Source organism: Vibrio sp. 10N.261.46.A3 (assembly GCF_041472995.1).
Classification (GTDB): domain Bacteria; phylum Pseudomonadota; class Gammaproteobacteria; order Enterobacterales; family Vibrionaceae; genus Vibrio; species Vibrio coralliirubri.
The window spans coordinates 23,057-45,942 of the sequence record NZ_JBFRRH010000057.1 but is presented as its reverse complement, the minus strand read 5'-3'; the positions used below and the strand labels follow the sequence as shown (position 1 = coordinate 45,942).

19 protein-coding genes are annotated in these 22,886 nt (G+C 43.5%); 9 read left to right on the top strand and 10 right to left on the bottom strand.

The genetic code is table 11. The features are described from left to right. Positions 1-2 precede the first annotated feature (2 nt). The 4 genes from rsmS to dinG all read right to left on the bottom strand — a co-directional run bounded on the left by rsmS (position 3) and on the right by dinG (position 3,717). Positions 3-173, bottom strand: a complete 171-nt coding sequence (gene rsmS / locus AB4484_RS13785) for a pleiotropic regulatory protein RsmS (RefSeq protein ID WP_017055021.1) — start codon at positions 171-173, stop codon at positions 3-5. After that, complete coding sequence (locus AB4484_RS13780; RefSeq protein ID WP_372078727.1) at positions 163-711, bottom strand: primosomal replication protein; 549 nt, start codon at positions 709-711, stop codon at positions 163-165. The genes rsmS and AB4484_RS13780 overlap by 11 nt, the downstream gene beginning before the upstream one ends. A 22-nt stretch (positions 712-733) precedes the next feature. Further along, positions 734-1,513, bottom strand: a complete 780-nt coding sequence (locus tag AB4484_RS13775; protein WP_017062114.1) for a TSUP family transporter — start codon at positions 1,511-1,513, stop codon at positions 734-736. A 128-nt stretch (positions 1,514-1,641) separates the two neighbouring features. After that, positions 1,642-3,717: an ATP-dependent DNA helicase DinG gene (gene dinG, locus AB4484_RS13770; RefSeq protein WP_372078725.1), complete on the bottom strand. Its 2,076-nt coding sequence runs from the start codon at positions 3,715-3,717 to the stop codon at positions 1,642-1,644. Positions 3,718-4,230: 513 nt separating this feature from the next. On the opposite strand from dinG, the gene AB4484_RS13765 reads away from it, so the two are divergent. Further along, on the top strand, positions 4,231-5,268 hold the full coding sequence (locus AB4484_RS13765; RefSeq protein ID WP_372078723.1) for a porin: 1,038 nt from the start codon (positions 4,231-4,233) through the stop codon (positions 5,266-5,268). A gap of 134 nt (positions 5,269-5,402) precedes the next feature. On the opposite strand, the gene AB4484_RS13760 is transcribed toward AB4484_RS13765, so the two are convergent. Then, a complete protein-coding gene (locus AB4484_RS13760; RefSeq protein WP_372078721.1) occupies positions 5,403-6,131 on the bottom strand; it encodes a pseudouridine synthase in 729 nt (242 codons plus the stop codon). A 321-nt stretch (positions 6,132-6,452) separates the two neighbouring features. On the opposite strand from AB4484_RS13760, the gene AB4484_RS13755 reads away from it, so the two are divergent. Beyond that, positions 6,453-8,678, top strand: coding sequence for an NADP-dependent isocitrate dehydrogenase (locus tag AB4484_RS13755; protein WP_048612733.1), 2,226 nt, complete (start codon positions 6,453-6,455; stop codon positions 8,676-8,678). 329 nt (positions 8,679-9,007) lie between these two features. Here the strand turns inward: AB4484_RS13755 and cspD are convergent, their stop codons facing one another. Beyond that, positions 9,008-9,229 (bottom strand): cold shock domain-containing protein CspD, encoded by a 222-nt coding sequence (gene cspD / locus AB4484_RS13750; protein ID WP_004736548.1) that lies wholly within the window; start codon positions 9,227-9,229, stop codon positions 9,008-9,010. 585 nt (positions 9,230-9,814) lie between these two features. Here cspD and clpS point away from each other — a divergent pair. Then, complete coding sequence (gene clpS, locus AB4484_RS13745; protein ID WP_004737430.1) at positions 9,815-10,135, top strand: ATP-dependent Clp protease adapter ClpS; 321 nt, start codon at positions 9,815-9,817, stop codon at positions 10,133-10,135. A 39-nt stretch (positions 10,136-10,174) separates the two neighbouring features. Beyond that, the gene (gene clpA / locus AB4484_RS13740) at positions 10,175-12,448 is read left to right on the top strand and encodes an ATP-dependent Clp protease ATP-binding subunit ClpA (protein ID WP_372078719.1); all 2,274 of its coding nucleotides are present in this window, start codon (positions 10,175-10,177) and stop codon (positions 12,446-12,448) included. A 194-nt stretch (positions 12,449-12,642) separates the two neighbouring features. Here the strand turns inward: clpA and infA are convergent, their stop codons facing one another. From infA to aat, 3 genes are all read right to left on the bottom strand, one after another. Beyond that, the gene (gene infA, locus AB4484_RS13735) at positions 12,643-12,861 is read right to left on the bottom strand and encodes a translation initiation factor IF-1 (RefSeq protein ID WP_001040192.1); all 219 of its coding nucleotides are present in this window, start codon (positions 12,859-12,861) and stop codon (positions 12,643-12,645) included. 81 nt (positions 12,862-12,942) lie between these two features. Beyond that, positions 12,943-13,641, bottom strand: a complete 699-nt coding sequence (locus AB4484_RS13730; protein WP_372078717.1) for an arginyltransferase — start codon at positions 13,639-13,641, stop codon at positions 12,943-12,945. Then, positions 13,641-14,351: a leucyl/phenylalanyl-tRNA--protein transferase gene (gene aat, locus AB4484_RS13725; RefSeq protein ID WP_372078714.1), complete on the bottom strand. Its 711-nt coding sequence runs from the start codon at positions 14,349-14,351 to the stop codon at positions 13,641-13,643. Before aat ends, AB4484_RS13730 begins: the two co-directional genes overlap by 1 nt. 53 nt (positions 14,352-14,404) lie before the next feature. Between aat and AB4484_RS13720 the strand changes: the two genes are divergently transcribed. Next, the gene (locus AB4484_RS13720) at positions 14,405-14,860 is read left to right on the top strand and encodes a glycine zipper 2TM domain-containing protein (RefSeq protein WP_004736438.1); all 456 of its coding nucleotides are present in this window, start codon (positions 14,405-14,407) and stop codon (positions 14,858-14,860) included. 162 nt (positions 14,861-15,022) lie between these two features. Further along, entirely contained in the window at positions 15,023-16,303 is a 1,281-nt protein-coding gene (gene aroA, locus AB4484_RS13715) for a 3-phosphoshikimate 1-carboxyvinyltransferase (protein WP_372078712.1), read from the top strand. A gap of 61 nt (positions 16,304-16,364) precedes the next feature. Here the strand turns inward: aroA and AB4484_RS13710 are convergent, their stop codons facing one another. Then, complete coding sequence (locus tag AB4484_RS13710; RefSeq protein WP_017062104.1) at positions 16,365-16,610, bottom strand: YciN family protein; 246 nt, start codon at positions 16,608-16,610, stop codon at positions 16,365-16,367. A 439-nt stretch (positions 16,611-17,049) separates the two neighbouring features. Between AB4484_RS13710 and topA the strand changes: the two genes are divergently transcribed. From topA to glgA, 3 genes are all read left to right on the top strand, one after another. Next, entirely contained in the window at positions 17,050-19,680 is a 2,631-nt protein-coding gene (gene topA, locus AB4484_RS13705; RefSeq protein ID WP_048612738.1) for a type I DNA topoisomerase, read from the top strand. A gap of 524 nt (positions 19,681-20,204) precedes the next feature. Further along, positions 20,205-21,434 carry a glucose-1-phosphate adenylyltransferase gene (gene glgC / locus AB4484_RS13700; protein ID WP_080582251.1) on the top strand — a complete coding sequence of 410 codons (1,230 nt, stop codon included), beginning with the start codon at positions 20,205-20,207 and terminating at the stop codon, positions 21,432-21,434. Continuing rightward, complete coding sequence (glgA, locus tag AB4484_RS13695; protein WP_372078710.1) at positions 21,424-22,878, top strand: glycogen synthase GlgA; 1,455 nt, start codon at positions 21,424-21,426, stop codon at positions 22,876-22,878. Before glgC ends, glgA begins: the two co-directional genes overlap by 11 nt. The last annotated feature ends 8 nt before the right edge of the window (positions 22,879-22,886 follow it).

Here is a 22,886-nt window from a genome sequence, read left to right as displayed (position 1 = left end):
TGCTAGATGCTAGATGCTAGTTTGGCTTGTAAATCTTGCTGGACAATTTTGATTGCTTCTAACGCGACTTTTGGATCGATTTCGTTGCTTTCGAGCAGATAGATCAGGTCGACAGCTAACTTAACTTCTTCTGGTGCATTATCCAGTGGTGATGGTGTGTTATCAGTGTTCATTTCGCTTAGGGTTCTCTAAGTTAATCAGTCTCTCAATATTTTTCATTGAGTCGTCACAGCGTTCTAATCGCTCTTTTGCTAACTGCCAAGCCTCTTCCGCTTTTTTCTTACTGTGGCGAGGCGCAGAATCAAACGCTAACTTTCGTACTCGTACTAAATCGACCAATCGCTTTTGCCAGTCTTGGTGCTGAGCGAGTTCGTTGTATAGGTCATTAAGGGTTTTCCCTGACTTACTTTTTCGGTCCAAGCGTAAATCGTGGTTGGCTAACTCTCTTTGGATTGCTGCAATCTGATTTGTCAGCTTTTCCGTGAGGTAGTTGGCTCTGGACGCGGTCAGTTGATTTGTGGTTTGTTCACGTACAATGGTGCGGTACGTTGCCTGAGTTTCAAGTGCATAGGGAAGTAAAACCGAGGCGCCACATTTAAATAAGGCTCGGTCAAATAAGGCTTGATGATATGCCCCTCGAGATTTATCAACCTGAGAGCAATGGCCAATTAAGGTATCAATGACACTTTTTAGCTTTGAAAATTGATTCATTTCACTTCCCGTTGGCTACTGCCTATAAGTTCACAAACCAAGCTTCGTATGCCAGTTTAATTGCAAGTACGCTTACTACGGTAACAAACACAGGTCGTATAAATGTAGCACCGAAACGAATGGCAGAGTGAGCGCCAACGAACGCTCCAGCCATTAAACAAAGACCCATGGTTAAACCTAGAACCCAATCAATATGTCCAAGAATCGCGAAGGTCACCAAAGAGGTAAAGTTACTGGTAAAGTTCATGGCTTTGGATAGACCAGAGGCAAGTAAGATGTTTAAGCGATAAAGCGCCATAGAGCTTACCGTCCAAAACGCGCCAGTTCCTGGGCCTGCAACCCCATCATAAAAACCAAGAATGAATCCTTGGTACTTTTGTTTTCTCTTAAGTACAGGGCAAGGCTTGGGAGACACATTATGGCTCACATCTGGAGTTTTATGAAAAATGGTATAGACCGCAGCGGCAAGAATGACTAACGGCAATACCTTCTCTAACCACTCTGTGCTAATAGCATCAACAGTGAGTGTGCCGATTGTCGCACCGATTAAAGTAGATATGAATGCATTGACCCAACACTCAGGCTTGAACAGCTTTTTACGGTAGTAAGTGAATGCAGCTGTAGATGAAGCGAAGGTTGCTGCAAGCTTGTTAGTACCCAATGCGATGTGTGGCGGTAAACCAAGTGACAGTAACGCTGGAACGGTTAACATCCCTCCGCCACCTGCGACAGCATCAATAAAGCCTGCTGCAAATGCAACCAGAGCAAGTATGACCAACATGGTTGGCTCAATCATTTCCATAAATAGCTAGTGTTCTCGTTATCGGCTGATAGGGCAGCCACATGAAAAACCGATGGGTTAGTCATGTTGGGTTGTGAATGCAAGGGCCTAGCGATGAAGGCCCATAACTACCTCAAGGGCAGGGGATATTAGTATTTTATTGTTCTTTTAAAAGGCGGTAGTGAATCGAGTAGGGACTTTCCGTATCGCTTCGTTACTATGCGTCTATCAAGGATCGTGACTTTACCAGAATCTCTTTCCTTACGCAGTAGTCTACCCACAGATTGAATAAGCTTTTTACTCGCTTCTGGAACAGTAATCTGCATAAAAGGATTACCGCCACGTGATTCAATATATTCTGAATGTGCTTGTTCTACAGGTGACGTAGGAACGCCAAAAGGAATCTTGGTAATAACCAGGTTTTCAAGAAGCTCTCCAGGTAGATCAAGACCCTCTGAAAAGCTGCCAGTTCCAAAAAGAACGCTTGTTTTACCTTGGTCTATGAGCTTTTTATGTTTTTTTAGGATTTCGGTGCGTGAAGTATCACCTTGAACCTGTAAAGCCCATGACTTTTTAACGAAATCTGTTGCCAAAGCTTCTGCAACTTTATTCATTTGCCAGTAAGAAGAGAATAGAACGAGATTGGCTTTGTTGTCTTCTATTACTTTAGGCAAAATTTCAATAAGATATTCGGTAAACTGAGGCGCTTGCGGTTCGTATTTCATGGCTGGCACGATCAGCTCTGCTTGATTCTGATAATCAAACGGTGATGCCAAAGCCAGAAATTGCACGCCGTCGTCTTCTTTTTGACTGATTCCTGCTTGGTGACAGAAAAAGCTGAAGGAGTTGAGTGCTCTCATGGTCGCAGAAACAAGCACCGCACCGACACAGCGGCTCCAGATTTGTTGGTCAAGTTGCCAGCCAACCTCAAGCGGAGAAACATTGACAACAAAATCGCCTTCGCTCTCTTTATTGAGTTCAAGCCAGCGCGCCAAAGGGGCTCCTTTTTCTCGTTTAGGTTCGGCCATTAAGCGCCAAACCTGCGCAAGGTTTTCTGTTCTTTGTATATAGAAGCCGATTTCAGCAAGCGCGGGCTCGGCTAATTTTGCTGAAAGTTCTCCATCTTTAACACGTTCAGCAATAAGGTCTGCAATCTTCGCAACCGCTTGGCTCGCCTTTTGTGTGAGTTGCTTGAGATCTTTAGATTCATTCTCTAGCCACTCAGGTAAGTCACCATGTTCAAAACGGTACAATCCATCTTCAAAATGGGTGGCGTCAAACTGCTTGCTTAGCTGAGTCAGAGTAGGAATTAGCTGTTGTACAGAATCCTGCAATTCATTTCTAAATCGACCCACTCGCTTTTCATCCGCCAAGCCCGAAAGCTTGGTGATGGATTGATTCAAGCGCTCTAACCAAGATGCGGCACCTTTTAAGCTTGCCGCTGCAGAAGAGTGATCTCTGGCTACGTGTGGTAAGTGGTGAGCCTCATCGAATATATAGATGCTGTTTTCTGGCTCAGGCAGTATTACGCCGCCACCTAAGTCAGCATCAGCCATCACTAAACTGTGATTGGCGATAATCACGTCTGCTTTATCTAGCTCTGAGCGCGCTTTTTGGAAAGGGCAGTCTCTGTGAGTAGGCATACTGTTATTACAGCTGTGCTTATCACTGACAATCATTTGCCAAATCATGTTGTCGATTGGTTTCGGCCATGAATCACGGTCACCATCCCATTTTCCTTGAGTTAAACTGCGGTACATGGTTTGTAATTGTTCGATGTCCTTTTGCTTTGGCTTGGATTCGAACATAGCCATCTGACCACCATCAACCCCACAAGCAGCGGCTAGTTTCTCGGCACAGCAATAACGCTGTCTGCCTTTCGCCAATATAAAAGAGAACTCCCTGTCAGTAAGCCTTCTATATAGAGGGAGATCTTTGTTTACAAGTTGTTCTTGTAGAGCAACCGTTGCGGTTGAAATAACAATTTTTCGGTTGTTTAAAACGGCAACAGGGATCGCTGCCATTAAATAAGCCAGTGATTTACCGATTCCGGTTCCCGCTTCAGCAACGATCATGCGATTACTTTTGTGGTATTGACCACAGAGTGTCTTCGCAATCTCTGCGACAAGGTAGTTTTGTGCACGCCTAGGTACAAAGTTATCCAACTGTTCTTGGAGGTTTTGATAACTGGTGCGAATAGAATTTTGAATTTTAGTAGTTAGCATACTGTGACCTACGTAACGGAGCGAGGATAGTAGCACATATCACTAGCCGGTACATTTACCGCAAAATAGCTTGCTTTTGAATCAAAGGTAGATCTCGTTCACAAAAAAAAACTGAACCATCAGGAACTTAACGATTTTATTTATCTTGCGAAATATAAACATTAAAAAAGACTGGCTTGTAGGTGTTAAGTTCTGTTACTGGGTTGTTTTGTGACTCAATTTCAGGTTTAAATTCTGTTTGTCACATTTTTTGGATTATTATATTTGCTAATAAAACTAAGGATAAGCTGCTCGTAAAATGATGAAAAAAAATGTAAGTGTTTGATTTTGAATGTTTTGTGTTTTTTTTAGGTTTGTTTTTAGTTTATTTGACACGCAGGATAATCTTTTGCAATCTAGACCTCGAAATTTAGTGACGGTGATTAACCAACAAAGAGTGGTAATGACCAGTCATAAAAATAAAAGGGAACCGGGCAAGGATCTCCCATTCTTAGAAAAGGCAGTGGATTTATTATGAAAAAGACTCTATTAGCGCTAGCTATCGCAGCGGTATCAACTTCTGCATTTGCAGTTGAAACAAGTTCTCAAAACTCTAAGCCAATGTTTGAGTTTGAAGACATGCACAAAGACCAATTCTCAGTATCTGGTGCTTGGGGTGTTGGTGGTTACTACGATTCATACTCTGGTGCATTCTACGACGATTGGGCAACTGCTCTAACACTAGCTGTAAGCTACAAAAACAACCGTTGGGTTGGTTACTTTGAAACTGACTTAATGATGAACTACATCTCTGACACAAACGAGTCAGCTAAAGTTTCAGAAGTATACGGCGGCATCGAGTCTGGTCCAAATACTGATGTAGACAAAGCATGGTTAGGTTTTGACACTGGTTTTGGTGTTGCATCTTTCGGTTGGGAAAATGATACAGCTCTAGATAAAGTTGATGGTGCTGGTGATATGACTTACGAGTTTGGTGCTTCTGCTGGCGATGCTTCTGACGCATTCAACGTTGTTAAGTTCCAAGGCGCTACTTCTGGTTTTGCGTACGGTGTTTCTTACTTTGAAACAGACGAAAGCCACTCTGCTGCTGATAAAGGCGTGAACGGTTACGTTGGTTTCGAACACGAAATCTTCAACATCTACGCTGGTTACGAAGATCGTGACGAAGCTGAATACACAGTAACTTCAGTTTCTGGTAACGTTAAAGTTGCTGACACAGTTAAACTAGGCTTCAACTCTTGGATTGACGAAGGCAACAAATCTGGTCGCGACTTAACTGATAAGAAAAACACTGGTTACTACCTATCAGGCGCATTTGATGCTTCTGAGCAAGTAACTGTTGCTGCTGGTTACGGTGCGAACACAACAGAAACAAACAATGAAGCTGATAAAGATTACAGCTACATGAACGTTGCTGTAATGTACAAGCACAGCGATCGTATGGACATGGGTATCGATATCAAACAAGAGCTAGACGTACCACAAGGTGTTCGTGCTGAAAGTTCTGATGAAGAGACATTCGTATTCGCAGCTGCTTACTACTACTTCTAATAGTCTAACTCTTAGTTAAGTAACGCTGTAAAAGCCAGTCTTATGACTGGCTTTTTTGTATCTGATATTTGTCAACGCATATAAAAATGACCGCTCAAACTAGCGGCCATTTTTATATTCTCGGTATTTAGACTTTAAATCTCTTTCCACTCACCAGGCTGCAGCTGCCCCACATTCATATTTCCCATGGAATAGCGGATAAGACGTAGGGTAGGGAAGCCGATATTGGCTGTCATTCGTCTTACCTGACGGTTACGTCCTTCAATTATTGTAACAGCTAACCATGTTGTCGGTATCGCCGCTCTGAAGCGAACTGGAGGATTTCTATCCCACACTTCAGGTTCTTGCATCACTTCTACTTCTGCAGGTAATGTCATGCCGTCTTTTAGTTCGACACCTTTTCTCAATTTATCTAAATCTTCCTCAGAAGGTGCGCCTTCAACCTGTACCCAGTATGTCTTTGGGGATTTTGAGTTTGGTTGAGTTAGCTTAGCTTGAAAAATACCATCGTTGGTCAAGACCATTAACCCTTCGCTGTCGCGGTCAAGTCGACCTGCAGCATAAACGTCTTTCACTGGAATAAAGTCCGCTAGCGTTTTTCTCCCTTCGCCATCAGTAAATTGGCTTAGAGTATCGAAAGGCTTGTTGAACAGAATTACTTTGCGATCTTCGAGCGCTACCTTAGGTTTTGTATTGGTAGGCTTGCTTTTATATCGGTGTTTACTGGAGTGAGATTTCTTGTGCGAATTGCCAGTGTTATTCTTATCACTGCTTCGGCTTTGTCTATTACCGCTTTGTTTTAATGTTGCACCAGAACGAGCCGGTTTGTTTGAACGAGATGCGCTGCGTGAGCGAGTAGACATGTTAACTACCTTGCAAAAATGTAAACGAAGTGTGCTGAAAAGTTTTCACTGAAACGGAATTGAGCTATCATTTGCGCGCCTAAAAGGCACAAAATAGAACAAGTTGATGGACTCTTAAGCCTGATTTGTTTAATTATACCTTCGTGTTTTATTATAACAACGCACTCACGGATTTGGTTCATGCTGTCATCAAGATTGCATGAAAAATAAGATAGAGTACGACTATCGAGTAAGCAGTTTTCACTCTTAGAGTGGCTTACTGGTCAATTTATAACACGCTCACTACTTTAAATGAGCTTGTAAGAACTATAGGGAAATTTCATGCCTACTGAAAAACCAACGATCATCTATACCATTACAGACGAAGCTCCTGCGCTAGCAACTTACTCTCTGCTGCCTATCATTCAATCTTTTACAGCTTCTTCTGGTATTAACGTTGATACTCGCGACATTTCACTTGCAGGGCGCATTATTGCCAACTTCCCTGACTACTTGAACGAAGAGCAACGTATTGGTGATGCATTAGCAGAACTAGGTGAATTGGCTAAGACACCAGAAGCAAACATTATCAAGCTTCCAAACATCTCTGCATCTGTACCTCAGCTTCAAGCAACAATCAAAGAGCTACAGTCAAAAGGTTACGCACTTCCTAATTACCCAGAAGAAGCAAATACCGACGAAGAGAAAGCTGTTAAAGCGACTTACGACAAAATCAAAGGCAGTGCAGTAAACCCTGTGTTACGTGAAGGTAACTCGGATCGCCGCGCTCCACTTTCAGTTAAAAATTACGCGAAGAAGAACCCACACTCAATGGGTGCTTGGTCTGCAGATTCTAAGTCGCACGTTTCAAGTATGGACGACAAAGACTTCTTTGGCAGCGAAAAGTCAGTAACCATTGAAGGTGCTACAGAAGTTAGCATTGAATTCGTTGGCAAAGATGGCGCTAAGAAAACATTGAAGCCAGCTTTTGCACTGCAAGATAAAGAGATCATTGATGCGTCAGTGATGAATAAGGCCGCTTTGGTTGCGTTCTTCGAAAAAGAAATCGCATCGGCTAAAGAGCAAGGTGTACTGCTTTCTCTTCACATGAAAGCGACGATGATGAAAGTATCTGACCCAGTGATTTTTGGTCACGCGGTTAAGGTTTACTACAAAGACGTATTTGCTAAACATGGTCAACTGTTTGAAGAGTTAGGCGTTGATGTAAATAACGGCATCGGTGATGTCTACGCGAAGATTGCAGCGCTTCCTCAAGATCAAAAAGAAGCAATCGAAGCTGACCTGCAAGCGGTATACGAGACGCAACCACCACTAGCGATGGTTGATTCGGACCGTGGAATTACTAACCTACACGTACCAAGCGATATCATTGTAGATGCATCTATGCCGGCAATGTTGCGTTCTTCTGGTCAAATGTGGGATCCAGAAGGTAAGCAAAAAGATACCAAAGCAATGATCCCAGATCGTAGCTACGCGAGCATTTACCAGGCGGTTATTGATTTCTGTAAAGAGAACGGCGCGTTCGACCCTACAACGATGGGTAGCGTACCAAACGTTGGCTTGATGGCTCAAAAAGCCGAAGAGTACGGTTCTCACGATAAGACTTTCATCCTTGAAGCTGCTGGTCAGGTTCAAGTTGTTGACGCTTCAGGCGCTGTGCTTCTAGAGCAAGACGTAGAGGAAGGCGATATCTTCCGTATGTGTCAGGTTAAAGATGCACCAATCCAAGACTGGGTTAAGCTTGCGGTAACGCGTGCTCGTGCATCGGGTGTCCCTGCAGTATTTTGGTTAGATGCGTCACGTGCGCATGATGCTCAGCTTATTAAGAAAGTTGAAGCGTACCTTCCTGAATACGATACCGATGGTCTTGAAATTAAGATCCTTGCTCCACTTGAAGCGACTCAATACTCATTGGTTCGTATCAAAGAAGGCCTAGATACTATTTCGGTTACAGGTAACGTATTGCGTGATTACCTAACTGATTTGTTCCCGATTCTAGAGCTTGGTACATCAGCTAAGATGCTATCGATTGTTCCACTAATGAACGGTGGGGGTCTGTTTGAAACAGGTGCTGGCGGTTCTGCTCCTAAGCACGTTCAACAAGTAGAGAAAGAAAACCATCTGCGTTGGGATTCCCTAGGTGAATTCTTGGCATTAGCTGCATCTCTAGAGCACCTGAGCGTAGTAACAGGTAACGCTAAAGCACAAGTTCTTGCTGATGCGCTTGATAAAGCAACGGGTGAGTTCCTTGATAACAACAAGTCTCCTTCACGTCGAGTAGGTGAGCTTGATAACCGTGGTAGCCACTACTACCTAGCGGCATACTGGGCTAAGGCGCTTGCTGAGCAAACGGCTGACGCTGATCTTGCTGCTGAGTTTGCAGGTGTGGCAAGTCAACTGGCTGAAAGTGAAGAAGCGATCGTTGCAGAGCTAAACAACGCTCAAGGTGTGGCTGGCGACTTAGGTGGTTACTACCTACTGGACGATGCATTGGTTTCAACACTAATGCGCCCAAGCTCAACGCTAAACGCGTTTATTGATGCATAATGATTGGACTCATCGTTAGTCAGTCATGAACGTGATTTGCTAACGATTTGCTTAGTTTGAAAGCTAAGTCATAGATAAAGTCAAAACGAGAGACGCTTTAACGATAACGTTAAAGCGTCTTTTTTTGTTCTTTTTTAATCCCCCCAAGACCTAGCTTAATAAGAATACACCCGCGAACGAATGGTCTAGTGAGCAACCTTATAGCCCCAAAACGAAAAAACCGCTCACGTAATCCTGTGTTACAGGTATTAAATGAGCGGTTTCAATATTCTGTTTACCTGTCAGCCGTTAATGACGACTGACGGAGGTTAACATGAGTCGGCATTCGCCTATTTTGCGGCGCTGCCTTCTACAGGAACAACGGAGCTAGCATGCGAGCCTTTAGGTCCACTTTCTACTTCATAGTCGACCTGCTGACCAGCCTTTAAGGTTCGATAACCTTCCATTTGTATTGTGGAGTAGTGCGCGAAAATATCGCCGTCTTCACCTTCTGGACAAATAAAGCCAAACCCTTTGGCATTGTTAAACCATTTTACTGTACCTGTAGCCATGCTATACATCCCTCATGCATTTTGTTACTAACGTTGTTATATCAATTGTTGTAAGTGCGATTGATATCATTCCTACTAGCTAAAGAATTTCAGCTAATAGCTTGAATCTCGTACATTGCTTACGGAAATTAACGCTACCCTGCGTAATTATTCCTTATTGTTAATTTTTGAAGCGTGTTACTGATTTTAATTCATGTTGCAAAAATGTATTAAAAAACCTTTTAGCTCCAATGTAGCTAATGATTGAGCCCAGTCAATAGTAAATTGGTATAAAAGTGATCAATTTTAATAACAAATCACATTCGAGATTAACTGCAAACTATTAACTAAATAGTAACTTAGCGGTAATCTTATCGTTAGTATCAATAGTTATGGCGTCTTTTTAATCAATCACATATGTTAATCCTGTTAATCGAGATCTTTTATTTGCAGCGATGGAAATGGTGGATTAGGCTCAGTATAGAGGAATATTTTTTGGTACTGTTTCTCGGTGCAGTTTCTTAGTACACCGTAAAGCGTGAATGTGGTAAATTTGAGTTAGGTAAACACTCACGACTTCCGAAAAATAACCCTTAGCAAAGCGATATGAGCAGAAACTTTGAATGGGCATCTCCAGGCTCAGATTTACTGGAGAAAGAAGCAACAAAAGTAAAGCCACCGGCGATGTATAACGTTGTGTTGAATAACGATGACTACACGCCCATGGACTTTGTAATCGAGATCCTAGAGCGATTCTTCTCACTAGATATCGAAAAAGCAACGGAAGTGATGCTCAAGGTTCATTATGAAGGTAAAGCTATATGCGGCACATACAGTGCTGAAATAGCGGAAACAAAGGTAGCGCAGGTCACGATGTACTCAAAGGAAAATGAGCATCCGCTACTATGTACAATGGAGCAAGTATAAATTGCTCGAACAACACTGTTGTTCCCTTAGGAGGTACTTATGCTAAATAAAGAATTAGAGACGAGTTTAAATGGCGCATTTGCTCGTGCGCGAGACAAGCGACATGAATTCATGACTGTCGAACACCTCCTACTAGCATTATTAGAAAATGATGCGGCCAAGGAAGCGCTCCAAGCTTGTCAGGCTGATCTCGATGCTCTTCGCAATGAGCTCGATATTTTTATCGATCAAACGACCCCACTTATCCCTGAAAGCGACGAAACTCGCGAAACTCAGCCTACGTTGAGCTTTCAACGAGTACTTCAACGCGCTGTTTTTCATGTTCAATCTTCAGGTCGCAGCGAAGTAACAGGTGCTAACGTACTTGTGGCTATTTTTAGTGAGCAAGAATCTCACGCGGCATATCTTCTTAAGAAAAACGACATTAGTCGCTTAGATATTGTTAACTTCATCTCACACGGTATTACTAAAGCCAGCAACGAAGGCGACAGTCCTTCATCATCTGATTCATTTGGTGGTGCAGAAAATGCTGAAGAAGCTAATTCCGAAGACCGTTTAGAAAATTTTGCTACCAACCTTAACGAAGTAGCGAAGCAGGGCAATATTGACCCACTAATCGGTCGTGACAAAGAGCTAGAGCGTACTATCCAAGTTCTATGTCGTCGTCGTAAGAACAACCCTCTGTTAGTGGGTGAAGCGGGGGTCGGTAAAACTGCCATCGCGGAAGGTCTTGCATGGCGCATCGTTGAAGGGCAAGTTCCTGAAATCATTCAGAATAGCGTGATTTATTCTTTAGATATTGGCTCACTGCTAGCAGGAACCAAGTATCGTGGTGACTTTGAGAAACGTTTTAAAGCGATTCTTAAGCAACTGGAGAAAGAAGAAGACGCGATTCTGTTCATCGATGAGATCCACACCATTATTGGTGCGGGTGCTGCATCGGGTGGTCAGGTTGATGCGGCAAACTTAATTAAACCACTACTAAGCAGTGGTAAATTACGTTGCATCGGTTCAACAACGTACCAAGAGTACAGCAGTATTTTTGAGAAGGAGCGTGCTTTAGCTCGTCGCTTCCAGAAAATCGATATTATCGAGCCATCGCTAGACGATACGACCAAGATCCTGATTGGCTTGAAGCCAAAATACGAAGCTCACCACGAAGTGCGCTACACCAACAAAGCTTTGCGTGCCGCTGTGGAACTGTCAGCTAAATACATTAATGAACGTCACCTTCCAGATAAGGCCATTGACGTAATCGATGAAGCGGGCGCTCGTAGCCGTTTGGCACCTGCAAGCCGTCGTAAGAAAACTGTAAGCGTGGCTGATATTGAGTCAATGGTTGCGAAAATGGCGCGTATTCCTGAGAAGTCAGTATCGTCTTCAGATAAAGATACACTGCAGAAACTGGATGACCGCATGAAAATGTTGGTATTTGGACAAGATCCTGCAATCGATGTATTGAGCGAAGCGATTAAGCTAACCCGTGCTGGATTAGGTGCAGACAATAAACCTGTTGGTTCATTCTTGTTTGCTGGTCCTACTGGTGTTGGTAAAACTGAGGTGACGGTTCAACTGTCTAAGTTGATGGGTATTGAGCTTCTGCGCTTTGATATGTCTGAGTACGGTGAGCGTCACTCTGTGAGCCGCTTGATCGGTGCTCCTCCTGGTTATGTTGGTTACGATCAAGGTGGTCTGCTTACTGATGCCGTAATCAAGAACCCGCACTCGGTTGTGTTACTGGATGAAATCGAGAAAGCTCACCCAGATATCTTTAACTTGCTACTACAGGTAATGGATAACGGCACGCTAACTGACAACAATGGTCGCAAAGCGGACTTCCGCAATGTGATTCTAGTGATGACGACCAACGCAGGTGTGGCTGAAACCGAGAAGAAATCGATCGGCCTGATCCAACAAGATCATGCGCCAGATGCGATGGGCGAAATCAAGAAGGTATTTACTCCTGAGTTCCGTAACCGTCTTGATAATATCATTTGGTTCAACAGCCTTGATCCAAGTGTGATTAGCCAAGTAGTCGATAAGTTCATTGTCGAGCTTCAGGTTCAACTGGACGCTCGTGGCGTGTCTTTAGAGGTTTCTGAGGATGCTCGTCACTGGTTAGCTGATAAAGGCTATGACAAGACCATGGGTGCTCGCCCAATGGGGCGTGTGATTCAAGAGAAGCTTAAGAAGCCACTTGCTAACGAGTTACTGTTCGGTAGCTTGGTTGATGGCGGTACGGTTAAAGTATCCCTGAAAAAAGACGAATTGGATTTCATCTATGTTGGTGCTAAAGAAGAGGTTATGCACTAACGAAGTGATTGATAACTCAAGGGCTTAAATTTAAAACGCATGACTTCGGTTGTGCGTTTTTTTATGTTTGAGAGATGAGAGATGAGAGATGAGAGATGAGAGATGAGAGATTGATGTGCTTGTGTAGTAAAAAGTTCAGGCAATAAAAAACGGAGCCTTAAGCTCCGCTTCTTATTGTATTCGCTAATTAAAAATTAACGAGCACGGAAGACGATGCGGCCTTTAGAAAGGTCGTATGGAGTCATCTCAACAGTTACTTTATCACCAGTAAGAATACGGATGTAGTTCTTACGCATTTTACCAGAGATGTGTGCTGTCACTACGTGACCGTTTTCAAGCTCAACACGGAACATTGTGTTTGGTAGAGTATCAAGGACAGTGCCTTGCATCTCGATTACGTCTTCTTTAGCCATCTAATCCTCTTTCGAAATTTGGCGGTTTTCAACGGCTTGATTGTGCCGTTAAAATCAAAATATGTAAAGTTGTCGCGTATTCTACCCTTGCCACCGCTGATTTACTAGCCTTTGATGACGTTGAAATCGTACTTTATAGTTCATCGCAGGGCATTCATCGATTTGATAACCCAAATATAACCATTGTTTTTGTTCTTTCTGGGCATGTTGGATCTGAAATAGAACGCCAAGTGTTCCCATAGAAATATCTATATCAGGATCGAAGAAGGTATAAAACGCGCTCGTACAGTGAGCCATGATGTCGGTTACGGCGATACCAACCAACTTGTTTTCATCATAGATGTGCATGAACTTTGTAGTAAGCCACTCATTTTTAGAGAATTGTAGAAACTCCTCTTTCTTGGGTGGGTACATGGTTCCCGAACGGTGACGAGCGGTGATATAGCGACTGTATAAATCAAACCAGTTGTCATCCATCTCATCTTTCAGCTCCCAACGCAGTGATTTTCCCTTGTTCAGGATCCGTCGTTGGCTTTTGGAAAGCTTTACCTCAGGAATTGAAAGGCGAATTGCTTGGCATGCTGAGCAATTATCGCAATGTGGCTTATAAATGGTTGAACCACTGCGGCGAAATCCATTCGCAAGCAGAACTTCATAGTTATCTGAGGTGTGCATGTGTTCGTCAAGCGTGACCGCCACTCTTTCTTCGAGGTGAGGTAAGTAGCTGCAAGCGCGATTGTCTGTTAATCCAATTCTGATTTGTTGTAAATCTGGATTCATTAAGGCATTTCCTTTAGCCATTGGGTTTTAAAGCATGCATCGTTAACGGAGAACTCTTTGAGTAATTGCAGAGAACCTAGGAATTCATCCCTATCAACCTCGATAGCGCCTAAGGATTCCAAGTGAGGGTTCATGACTTGGCAATCAATCAGTTGTCCGCCGAATTGTGTAAAGTGTTCACAAAAGTACCACAGCGCAATTTTAGAGGCATTGCTCTTCAGGCTGAACATCGATTCACCGCAAAAGACTTGGCCTCTTTGTAAGCCGTAAAGTCCGCCGATCAGTTCATCATCTTGCCAAACCTCAACCGAGTGGCAGAAACCTAATGAAGCGAGTTTGCGGTAGGCTGACTGCATGTCGCTGTTTAGCCAGGTTTCTTCTTCGGGTCTTAGTGAAGAGCAATAACCAATTACTTTGTCCGTCGCTTGGTTGATGCTGACTCGGTAATTGTGTTTTCTTTGAAACTTTTTAAGACTTTTTGACGGTTCGAATGTCTTAGGATTAAATACCGCTCGCGGTGCAGGGCTCCACCAAAGTATAGGCTCACCTGGGCCATACCATGGAAATATACCTTGGCTATAAGCGTTTAAAATTCGCATTGGTGATAAATCACCACCGAAGGCGAGCAGACCGTTGGGTTCATCAAGCGCGTCGAAAGGCGAAGGAAACTCTATACTGGTAGTATCAAGTTCGGTTAGGTTTATAGTCATAAGTACCGCATTACAGATTAATCACTGACCAAGAGGTCTTTAGGAGTTTTACCATGAAGAAGTTGCTTTGGATTTTACTTGTTTTGCCCATGTTGGCAAATGCAGCTTACAACAGAAACCAAGCTCGACCAGTAAACGAGGTGGTTTATGGTGAGATTGATACGGTCAGATACATCACTCAGCAAGAGATCGTTGAGTCGAAAGCGAATGGTTGGGAAACCTTGTTAGGCGCGGCGATTGGTGGCTTGATTGGTAATCAGTTTGGCGGCGGCACCGGTAAAGAAGTGGCGACAGCTGTCGGCGCAGTAGCGGGCGCGGGTATTGCTCGTAACCGAGGTAACACACAATATAAAGTAGAGTACAAACTGGTCGAGTTATTGGTCAAAACCAAAGACGACAAGCTGGTCAACATCATCCAAGATGTCGATAACTCGATGCTGTTCAACCGAGGCGATGATGTACGAATTCTCTATTTTTCAGATGGTGTTCGAGTTGATCTAGTGTACTAGTATATAAATACGATTGATTGGCTAATTAATCACCGGTTTGAGCGGGATTAGCTCTGGAGTTCGTTGGAAAAGTTCGTTAGTCTGCAAGTACGAAGAATTATTCATCACCCGAAAATAAATACGCGCCAGTGACTTCGGGTGGTACAAGGACTATAAGATTTAATGGAAAGCCTTACGTTACAACCAATTCAAAAAGTGAACGGGGAAGTTAACCTACCTGGTTCAAAAAGCGTTTCCAACCGTGCACTTCTTTTGGCTGCACTTTCTACGGGAACCACTCGCCTAACAAACTTGCTAGACAGTGATGATATTCGTCATATGTTGAATGCATTGACTCAGTTAGGTGTTGATTACCAGTTGTCTGCAGACAAAACCGTTTGTGAAGTGACAGGTGTTGGTGGTGCATTTTCAAGTGACAAAGCCCTCGAGCTTTTCTTAGGTAACGCAGGTACGGCGATGCGTCCGTTGGCGGCTGCACTATGTTTAGGTCGCGGTGAATACACTCTCACTGGTGAGCCGCGCATGAAAGAGCGCCCAATTGGCCACTTAGTAACAGCACTACGAGAAGCCGGTGCTGACGTTGAATACTTAGAGAACGAAAACTACCCACCATTGAAGATCACAGGTACAGGTCTGAAGAGCGGTACGGTTTCTATCGACGGTTCAATCTCTAGTCAATTCTTGACGGCATTTTTGATGGCTGCGCCCTTAGCTGAAGGTGAAGTGACCATTAAAATTGACGGTGAATTGGTTTCTAAACCTTACATCGATATTACGCTGCACATCATGAAGCAATTTGGTGTGGACGTGATCAATAACGATTACCAAGAGTTTGTGATTCCTACCGGGCAATCTTACTCGGCACCGGGTGATTTCTTGGTGGAAGGTGATGCATCATCTGCGTCATATTTCCTTGCAGCTGCTGCTATCAAAGGTGGTGAGATTAAGGTCACTGGTATTGGTAAAAACAGTATCCAAGGTGATATCCAATTCGCTGATGCGCTTGAGAAAATGGGTGCGGAAATCGAATGGGGTGACGACTACGTTATCTCTCGTTGTGGCGAGCTGAAAGGCATTGATATGGACTATAACCATATCCCAGATGCTGCGATGACTATTGCGACAACCGCATTGTTTGCGAAAGGCACAACGGCAATCCGTAATGTCTACAACTGGCGTGTGAAAGAGACAGACCGCTTGGCTGCAATGGCAACAGAGCTACGTAAAGTCGGCGCTGAAGTCGAAGAGGGTGAAGATTACATCATTGTTAACCCTGTGGCTGAACTGACTCACGCGGCGATTGATACTTACGATGATCACCGTATGGCGATGTGTTTCTCGCTGGTTGCTTTGAGCGATACGCCTGTGACGATTAATGATCCAGGTTGTACGTCAAAGACATTCCCTGATTATTTCGACAAGCTGAAAATGCTAAGTCTATAAAAATGCTTAGTATGTAAAGGTTTAGGAACAAAAAAGCTTGCCTAAGTGGCAAGCTTTTTAATTATTGCTGAATTGTAAATTCTTTCGAAAGGTGGTGCGCTAAGTATTTAAACATGTTAAATACCGCGGTTGTATTCTCGGTCGGCATTCCATTGCTGTCTAAGAAGTATTCACCTTTGAAGACGAGTACATCGTCTTTTTCTACTACGCTGTTTGCGCGCATGCCTTCAATGTAGTCATCATGTGATTGGATAATTTGGTTTGCGATAAGCAGTAAATCAAATTCTGCTATTACTTTCTTTGTCATGAGTTTATCTCTGATAACTGAATATAACGTTGAGTTTATGGTGTCGAACTAGAAATTCAATGATTTCACAACCGATTAAGAGAGTCTTTTCAAACATCCACAATTTATTTTGTGATTTACGGCAAAAATAATTGAATGGGGCTCGCGTTAGATTCGCGGACAAGCTTAGTATGAGCCCGTTTAGACGTAATGCCTGATGAATAGGCTCTTGCAAGTATTCTTCGTGAGTACTTTATAGCTTCTTTATATTGTGACCCTTTTCTCTATGAGTCGTCGAATTGTCGAGCGATCAGATCCAATTTTGAAAAAAGCGGTTGATCTTCTAGTAATCTCGCACAATAGTAAAAAAAGAAGCAATGAATTTAGAATATCATGCGTAAAAGCCCACAAGCTAAATTGTTGGTGCTGAAGCATCGTGATTAAGGACGTTAGAGTCAATATGGGTAAATCGCTCGTTATAGTGGAGTCGCCAGCCAAGGCTAAAACTATCAATAAATATCTTGGCAAAGACTTTGTCGTTAAGTCGAGTGTAGGTCACGTACGTGATTTACCAACGGCAGGTCAAAGTACTGGTCAAAAGGCTGCTGCAGTTTCAACCAAGGGTATGAGCCCAGAAGACAAAGCTCGTATCAAAAAAGAAAAAGATCGCAAAGCTCTTATCAAAAAGATGGGTATCAACCCATATAAAGAGTGGGAAGCGAACTATCAAATCCTACCTGGTAAAGAGAAAGTCGTCGCTGAATTGCAAAAACTGGCTGAGAACGCAGACCATGTTTATCTCGCAACCGATTTGGACCGCGAAGGAGAAGCTATCGCATGGCACCTTCGTGAGATCATCGGCGGCGATGAAACGCGATACAAGCGAGTGGTTTTTAACGAAATCACCAAGAATGCTATTCAACAAGCTTTCGAAACTCCAGGTGAGCTAAATATTGATGGCGTAAACGCACAACAAGCACGACGTTTTATGGACCGTGTTGTTGGCTTTATGGTGTCACCTCTGCTTTGGAAAAAAGTAGCACGAGGCCTGTCCGCTGGCCGTGTTCAATCAGTAGCGGTAAAACTACTGGTAGAGCGTGAGCGCGAGATCAACGCCTTTATCCCTGAAGAGTTCTGGGATGTGCATGCTGATACTAAAACAGCAGAGAAAACCGACTTCAGACTGCAAGTAGCACAGAAAGACGGTGTTGCGTTTAAACCTGAAAATGAAGCGCAAACACAAGCTGCTGTTAGCGTTTTAGAAAAAGCGCAATACGAAGTATGTAAACGTGAAGACCGCCCAACAAAGAGTAAGCCGTCTGCACCTTACATCACGTCGACGCTGCAACAAGCGGCGAGTACCCGTCTTGGTTATGGCGTAAAGAAAACCATGATGCTGGCTCAACGGCTGTATGAAGCGGGTTACATCACTTATATGCGTACTGACTCAACCAACTTGAGTTCAGAAGCTGTAGAAGCCGCTCGTGAATACATTGGTTCTGAGTACGGCGCGCAATACCTTCCACCTAAAGCACTTGTATACGGCAGCAAAGAGGGCGCTCAAGAGGCCCACGAAGCGATTCGTCCTTCAAGTGTAGATGTTAAGTCGGAAGATCTAAACGGCGTAGACGCAGACGCACACAAGCTTTACTCGCTAATTTGGAATCAATTCGTTGCGTGTCAAATGACACCAGCTCAATACGATTCAACGACAGTAAGCGTTAAAGCCGATGAGTACACGTTAAAAGCGAAAGGTCGTATCCTTAAATTTGATGGTTGGACTCGTGTTCAGCGTCCAATGGGTAAAAACGAAGATACGATCCTTCCAGCAGTACAGATCGGCGATAAGCTTGATCTGATCGCGCTAGACCCTAAGCAGCATTTCACTAAGCCACCGGCTCGTTTCACTGAAGCGGCGCTAGTTAAAGAGCTTGAGAAGCGTGGTATTGGTCGTCCTTCAACATACGCATCAATCATCTCGACAATTCAAGACCGTGGTTATGTAAAAGTTGAACAGCGTCGTTTCTATGCTGAGAAAATGGGTGAAATTGTTACTGACCGTCTAGACGGCAGCTTCAATGACCTAATGAACTACGACTTCACTGCTCGTATGGAGCAGAAGTTGGACCAAATCGCAGAAGGCGAAGCAAGCTGGAAAGGCGTGCTAGATAACTTCTTCGAAGACTTTACTGGCGATTTGGAAAAAGCAGATTTAGACGAAGACGCTGGTGGCATGAAGCCAAATCATATCGTGGAAACCGATATTGAGTGTCCGACTTGTAGCCGTAAAATGGGTATTCGTACTGCTTCGACAGGCGTATTCCTTGGTTGTTCTGGCTATGCACTTCCACCAAAAGAGCGTTGTAAGACAACAATCAACCTTGGTGATGAAGAAGGCATTATCAACGTGCTTGAAGAAGACGTTGAAACAGCAGCACTTCGAGCTAAAAAGCGTTGTCCTATTTGTGAAACGGCAATGGATGCTTATCTGATCGATGATAAGCGTAAGATGCACGTATGTGGTAACAACCCGAACTGTGAAGGTTATGTGGTTGAGCACGGCGAATTTAAAGTGAAGGGCTACGATGGTCCACTTGTTGAGTGTGACAAGTGTGGTTCTGACATGGTTCTGAAGAACGGTCGTTTTGGAAAATACATGGATTGTACCAATGACGATTGTAAGAACACTCGTAAGATTCTGAAAAATGGCGAAGTTGCGCCACCGAAAGAAGACCCGGTACATTTCCCTGAACTTCCATGTGAAAATTCAGACGCGTACTTTGTTCTTCGTGATGGTGCTTCTGGTCTATTTATGGCTGCGAGCAACTTCCCTAAATCACGTGAAACACGTGCACCATTAGTGGAAGAGCTGGTTCGTTTTAAAGACCGTATCTCACCTAAGTTCCAATACCTAGCATCAGCGCCAGTTGCTGACCCTGATGGTAAGCCGACAGTGGTTCGTTTTAGTCGTAAGACCAAAGAAAACTACGTTCGTACTGAAGTAGATGGAAAACCGTCCGGTTGGACTGCGTTGTACATCGACGGTAAGTGGGAAGTTACGGATAAGCGTAAAAAGCCTAAAGAGAAGTAACTGAACGTTATTGATGAAAAAGCAGCCTAATGGCTGCTTTTTTTTGATCTCAATATGACTAAATATGCAACTTGTTGATTTGGTTTTTCGTCGGCGAGAATTCATTAAATTCACACCGTAAAATAAATGGCGGCAATTAATCACATCTTCTTATGTAACTTTAACGAGAATGTAACTTAATTAAAATATTGTAACTCACAGATCAGCGTTTAGTTGTATACCTGATGTGTGTCGGGTGTTAATGTAATGTTTCGTCTGGACGGTGTAGTGTGAGCTGCTTTAAGTCTTAGGAAAGCAATCAGCTTACGTACCACAGAATGGCGTATTAAAAATTGAATTCGGCCGAAAAGTCGATAACGTATATAAAACCAAGTGCAAAGAATAGTGCACACATAACAACGTTTGGCTTAGGATATTGTCACTGTATGTGAATGGATATTCGCTAAATACCGAAATAAGTGTTGGTGCTCATCCCCCAGAGGAAGATACCTCTACGAGTACTAACATCGACAAGCTATAGATATATGGAGAATAAAATGGCTGGTGTATTGGGAATGATTCTTGCTGGTGGTGAAGGCTCTCGCTTAAGACCTTTAACTGAATCTCGCAGCAAACCCTCGGTTCCTTTCGGTGGTAGTTACCGCTTAATTGATTTCGCTTTGAACAACTTCGTTAATGCTGATCTAATGAAGATCTACGTATTAACACAATTTAAGTCACAGTCACTGTTCCACCATATGAAAAAAGGCTGGAATATCAGTGGTATAACAGACCGTTTTATCGACCCAATTCCTGCGCAAATGCGTAAAGGAAAGCGTTGGTATGAAGGCACAGCAGATGCTATCTACCAAAACATGGGCTTTATGGAGTTGGAAGAACCTGATCAAGTATGTATTTTTGGTTCAGACCATATCTATAAGATGGACATCAAACAGATGCTTGATTTCCATAAAGAGAAGAAAGCGGCTCTAACAGTATCAGCATTGCGCATGCCGCTTGCTGAAGCATCAGAATTCGGTGTTATTGAGGTTGATGCTGACGGCCGTATGATTGGCTTTGAAGAGAAACCTGCAAATCCGAAGTCGATCCCGGGCGATCCAGAATCAGCGCTTGTTTCAATGGGCAACTACGTGTTCGAAGCGAAAGAGCTTTTTGCTGAACTAACGGAAGATGCTGATAGAGAAGGTTCGACACACGATTTCGGCAAAGACATTATTCCAAATATGTTCCCACGTGGTGATGTGTTTGTTTATGATTTTAGCACCAACCGTATTACTGGTGAGAAAGAAGAAGTTTACTGGCGCGATGTAGGTACGATTGACGCGTACTGGCAAGCGCACATGGACCTTCTTAAGAAAGATGCGCCATTCTCGCTATACAACCGTAAATGGCCTCTACACACTTATTACCCGCCACTACCACCAGCTACGTTTACTGATTCGGCAAATGGTCGAATTCAGATCATTGATAGCCTTGTGTGTAGCGGTAGTTATGTACGTGGTTCGCGTATTGAAAAAAGTGTATTGGGCTTCCGCAGCAATATCGCATCAGCGTGTGATATCAGCGAAAGTATCTTACTCGGTGACGTAAAAGTGGGTGAAGGTTGTATCTTGCGCCGTGTTATCATTGATAAAGATGCAGACATCGCACCGGGTACACAAATTGGTGTGAATCTGACAGAAGACAAAAAGCATTACCACGTATCTGACGATGGTGTTGTAGTGATTTCTAAAGGAGCACGAGTTGGTTACTAAGACTCTCTCGGTACTTTTTGTAGCGTCTGAAGTTGAAGGCTTGATTAAAAGTGGTGGCTTGGCTGATGTAGCCAAGGCACTGCCGAAAGCGTTGCAAACACTCGAACAGGACGTTCGAGTGACTATCCCCGCATATAGAAACATTCCAAACATTGATTCAGCAGAAGTTATTTTATCGACTGAACTCGATCATTGGCCTCATACGGCTTATCAAGTTAAAAAACTGAGCGTAGAAGGCGTTCCAGTTTTTGGTATTGAATGTGCCAAGTATTTCGACCGCCCGGAAATGTACGCAGAAAACAATCAAGCTTATGCTGATAACGGAGAGCGCTTCTCGTTCTTTAGTGCAGCCTGTCTTGATATGCTTCCTAAACTTGGTTTTCAGCCGGGTATCATTCATGCAAATGACTGGCATACTGGTTTCGTTCCTTTCTTGCTTAAATCGCGTTATCAACAACACGATTTCTTCGAAAATACGCGCAGTGTTATCTCGATTCACAATGCGGTATTCAAAGGTGTGTTCGCATACGATGAACTGCAATTCCTGCCAGAGATGCATAGTTACCATGTACCTGAAGCTTCAGTGAGTGACACTCATGTCACTATGCTAAGAGCTGGAGTGATGTGCGCGGATAAAGTGAACGCAGTAAGTCCTACCTATGCAGAAGAGTTGAAAACGGAATTAGGTAGCCACGGTATGGCTGCAGAATTCCAACACAGATCAGCTGATCTGTTCGGCATTTTGAATGGGTGTGATTACGGGGCTTGGAATCCGGAAACTGATGCTTTCCTACCTCGTAAATACAAAGCGACCAAGCACAGCATGGCTCGCGGAAAATCAGCTTGTAAGCAAAAGCTGCAACAAAATGTTGGTTTACCCGTTGCCGATTGCGCAGTTTATGGCATGGTATGTCGCCTGACGAATCAAAAAGGTGTTCATTACTTACTGCCTATCATCGAACAGTTTTTGAAAAACGATCTTCAGATCGTGATTGTCGGTACTGGCGATCCGGTTTTGGCGAGTCAATTGAAAGAGCTATCAGCGCTTCACTCAGATAAGTTCTCGTTCGTGGAAGCGTACAATAATGAACTTGCGCACTTGGTTGAAGCAGGCTCTGATTTCTTCTTGATGCCTTCGGAATTTGAACCGTGTGGCTTAAACCAAATCTACAGCATGGCTTACGGTACTTTGCCGATTGTTCGTTCTGTGGGAGGTTTAAAAGACAGTGTGAATGATTACGATCAGGATCCTGAAGTCGCGACTGGGTTTGCTTTTGAAGAGCCAACACCGCAAGCGTTATTGGCTGTGTTACATCGTTCATTACTGCTTTACGCACAAAACCCATCTGAAATTAAGCGTGTTCAGCTTTATGCGATGCAGCAAGATTTTAGTTGGGAAGATGCGGCTAAAGAATACCTAGCTATGTACCATTCAGCACTTTAACTTGTTGA

Bases quoted from the DNA above. Each gene is read 5' to 3' on its own strand.
- rsmS (WP_017055021.1), bottom strand. From the start codon at position 173: ATGAACACTGATAACACACCATCACCACTGGATAATGCACCAGAAGAA.
- AB4484_RS13780 (WP_372078727.1), bottom strand. From the start codon at position 711: ATGAATCAATTTTCAAAGCTAAAAAGTGTCATTGATACCTTAATTGGC.
- AB4484_RS13775 (WP_017062114.1), bottom strand. From the start codon at position 1,513: ATGGAAATGATTGAGCCAACCATGTTGGTCATACTTGCTCTGGTTGCA.
- dinG (WP_372078725.1), bottom strand. From the start codon at position 3,717: ATGCTAACTACTAAAATTCAAAATTCTATTCGCACCAGTTATCAAAAC.
- AB4484_RS13765 (WP_372078723.1), top strand. From the start codon at position 4,231: ATGAAAAAGACTCTATTAGCGCTAGCTATCGCAGCGGTATCAACTTCT.
- AB4484_RS13760 (WP_372078721.1), bottom strand. From the start codon at position 6,131: ATGTCTACTCGCTCACGCAGCGCATCTCGTTCAAACAAACCGGCTCGT.
- AB4484_RS13755 (WP_048612733.1), top strand. From the start codon at position 6,453: ATGCCTACTGAAAAACCAACGATCATCTATACCATTACAGACGAAGCT.
- cspD (WP_004736548.1), bottom strand. From the start codon at position 9,229: ATGGCTACAGGTACAGTAAAATGGTTTAACAATGCCAAAGGGTTTGGC.
- clpS (WP_004737430.1), top strand. From the start codon at position 9,815: ATGAGCAGAAACTTTGAATGGGCATCTCCAGGCTCAGATTTACTGGAG.
- clpA (WP_372078719.1), top strand. From the start codon at position 10,175: ATGCTAAATAAAGAATTAGAGACGAGTTTAAATGGCGCATTTGCTCGT.
- infA (WP_001040192.1), bottom strand. From the start codon at position 12,861: ATGGCTAAAGAAGACGTAATCGAGATGCAAGGCACTGTCCTTGATACT.
- AB4484_RS13730 (WP_372078717.1), bottom strand. From the start codon at position 13,641: ATGAATCCAGATTTACAACAAATCAGAATTGGATTAACAGACAATCGC.
- aat (WP_372078714.1), bottom strand. From the start codon at position 14,351: ATGACTATAAACCTAACCGAACTTGATACTACCAGTATAGAGTTTCCT.
- AB4484_RS13720 (WP_004736438.1), top strand. From the start codon at position 14,405: ATGAAGAAGTTGCTTTGGATTTTACTTGTTTTGCCCATGTTGGCAAAT.
- aroA (WP_372078712.1), top strand. From the start codon at position 15,023: ATGGAAAGCCTTACGTTACAACCAATTCAAAAAGTGAACGGGGAAGTT.
- AB4484_RS13710 (WP_017062104.1), bottom strand. From the start codon at position 16,610: ATGACAAAGAAAGTAATAGCAGAATTTGATTTACTGCTTATCGCAAAC.
- topA (WP_048612738.1), top strand. From the start codon at position 17,050: ATGGGTAAATCGCTCGTTATAGTGGAGTCGCCAGCCAAGGCTAAAACT.
- glgC (WP_080582251.1), top strand. From the start codon at position 20,205: ATGGAGAATAAAATGGCTGGTGTATTGGGAATGATTCTTGCTGGTGGT.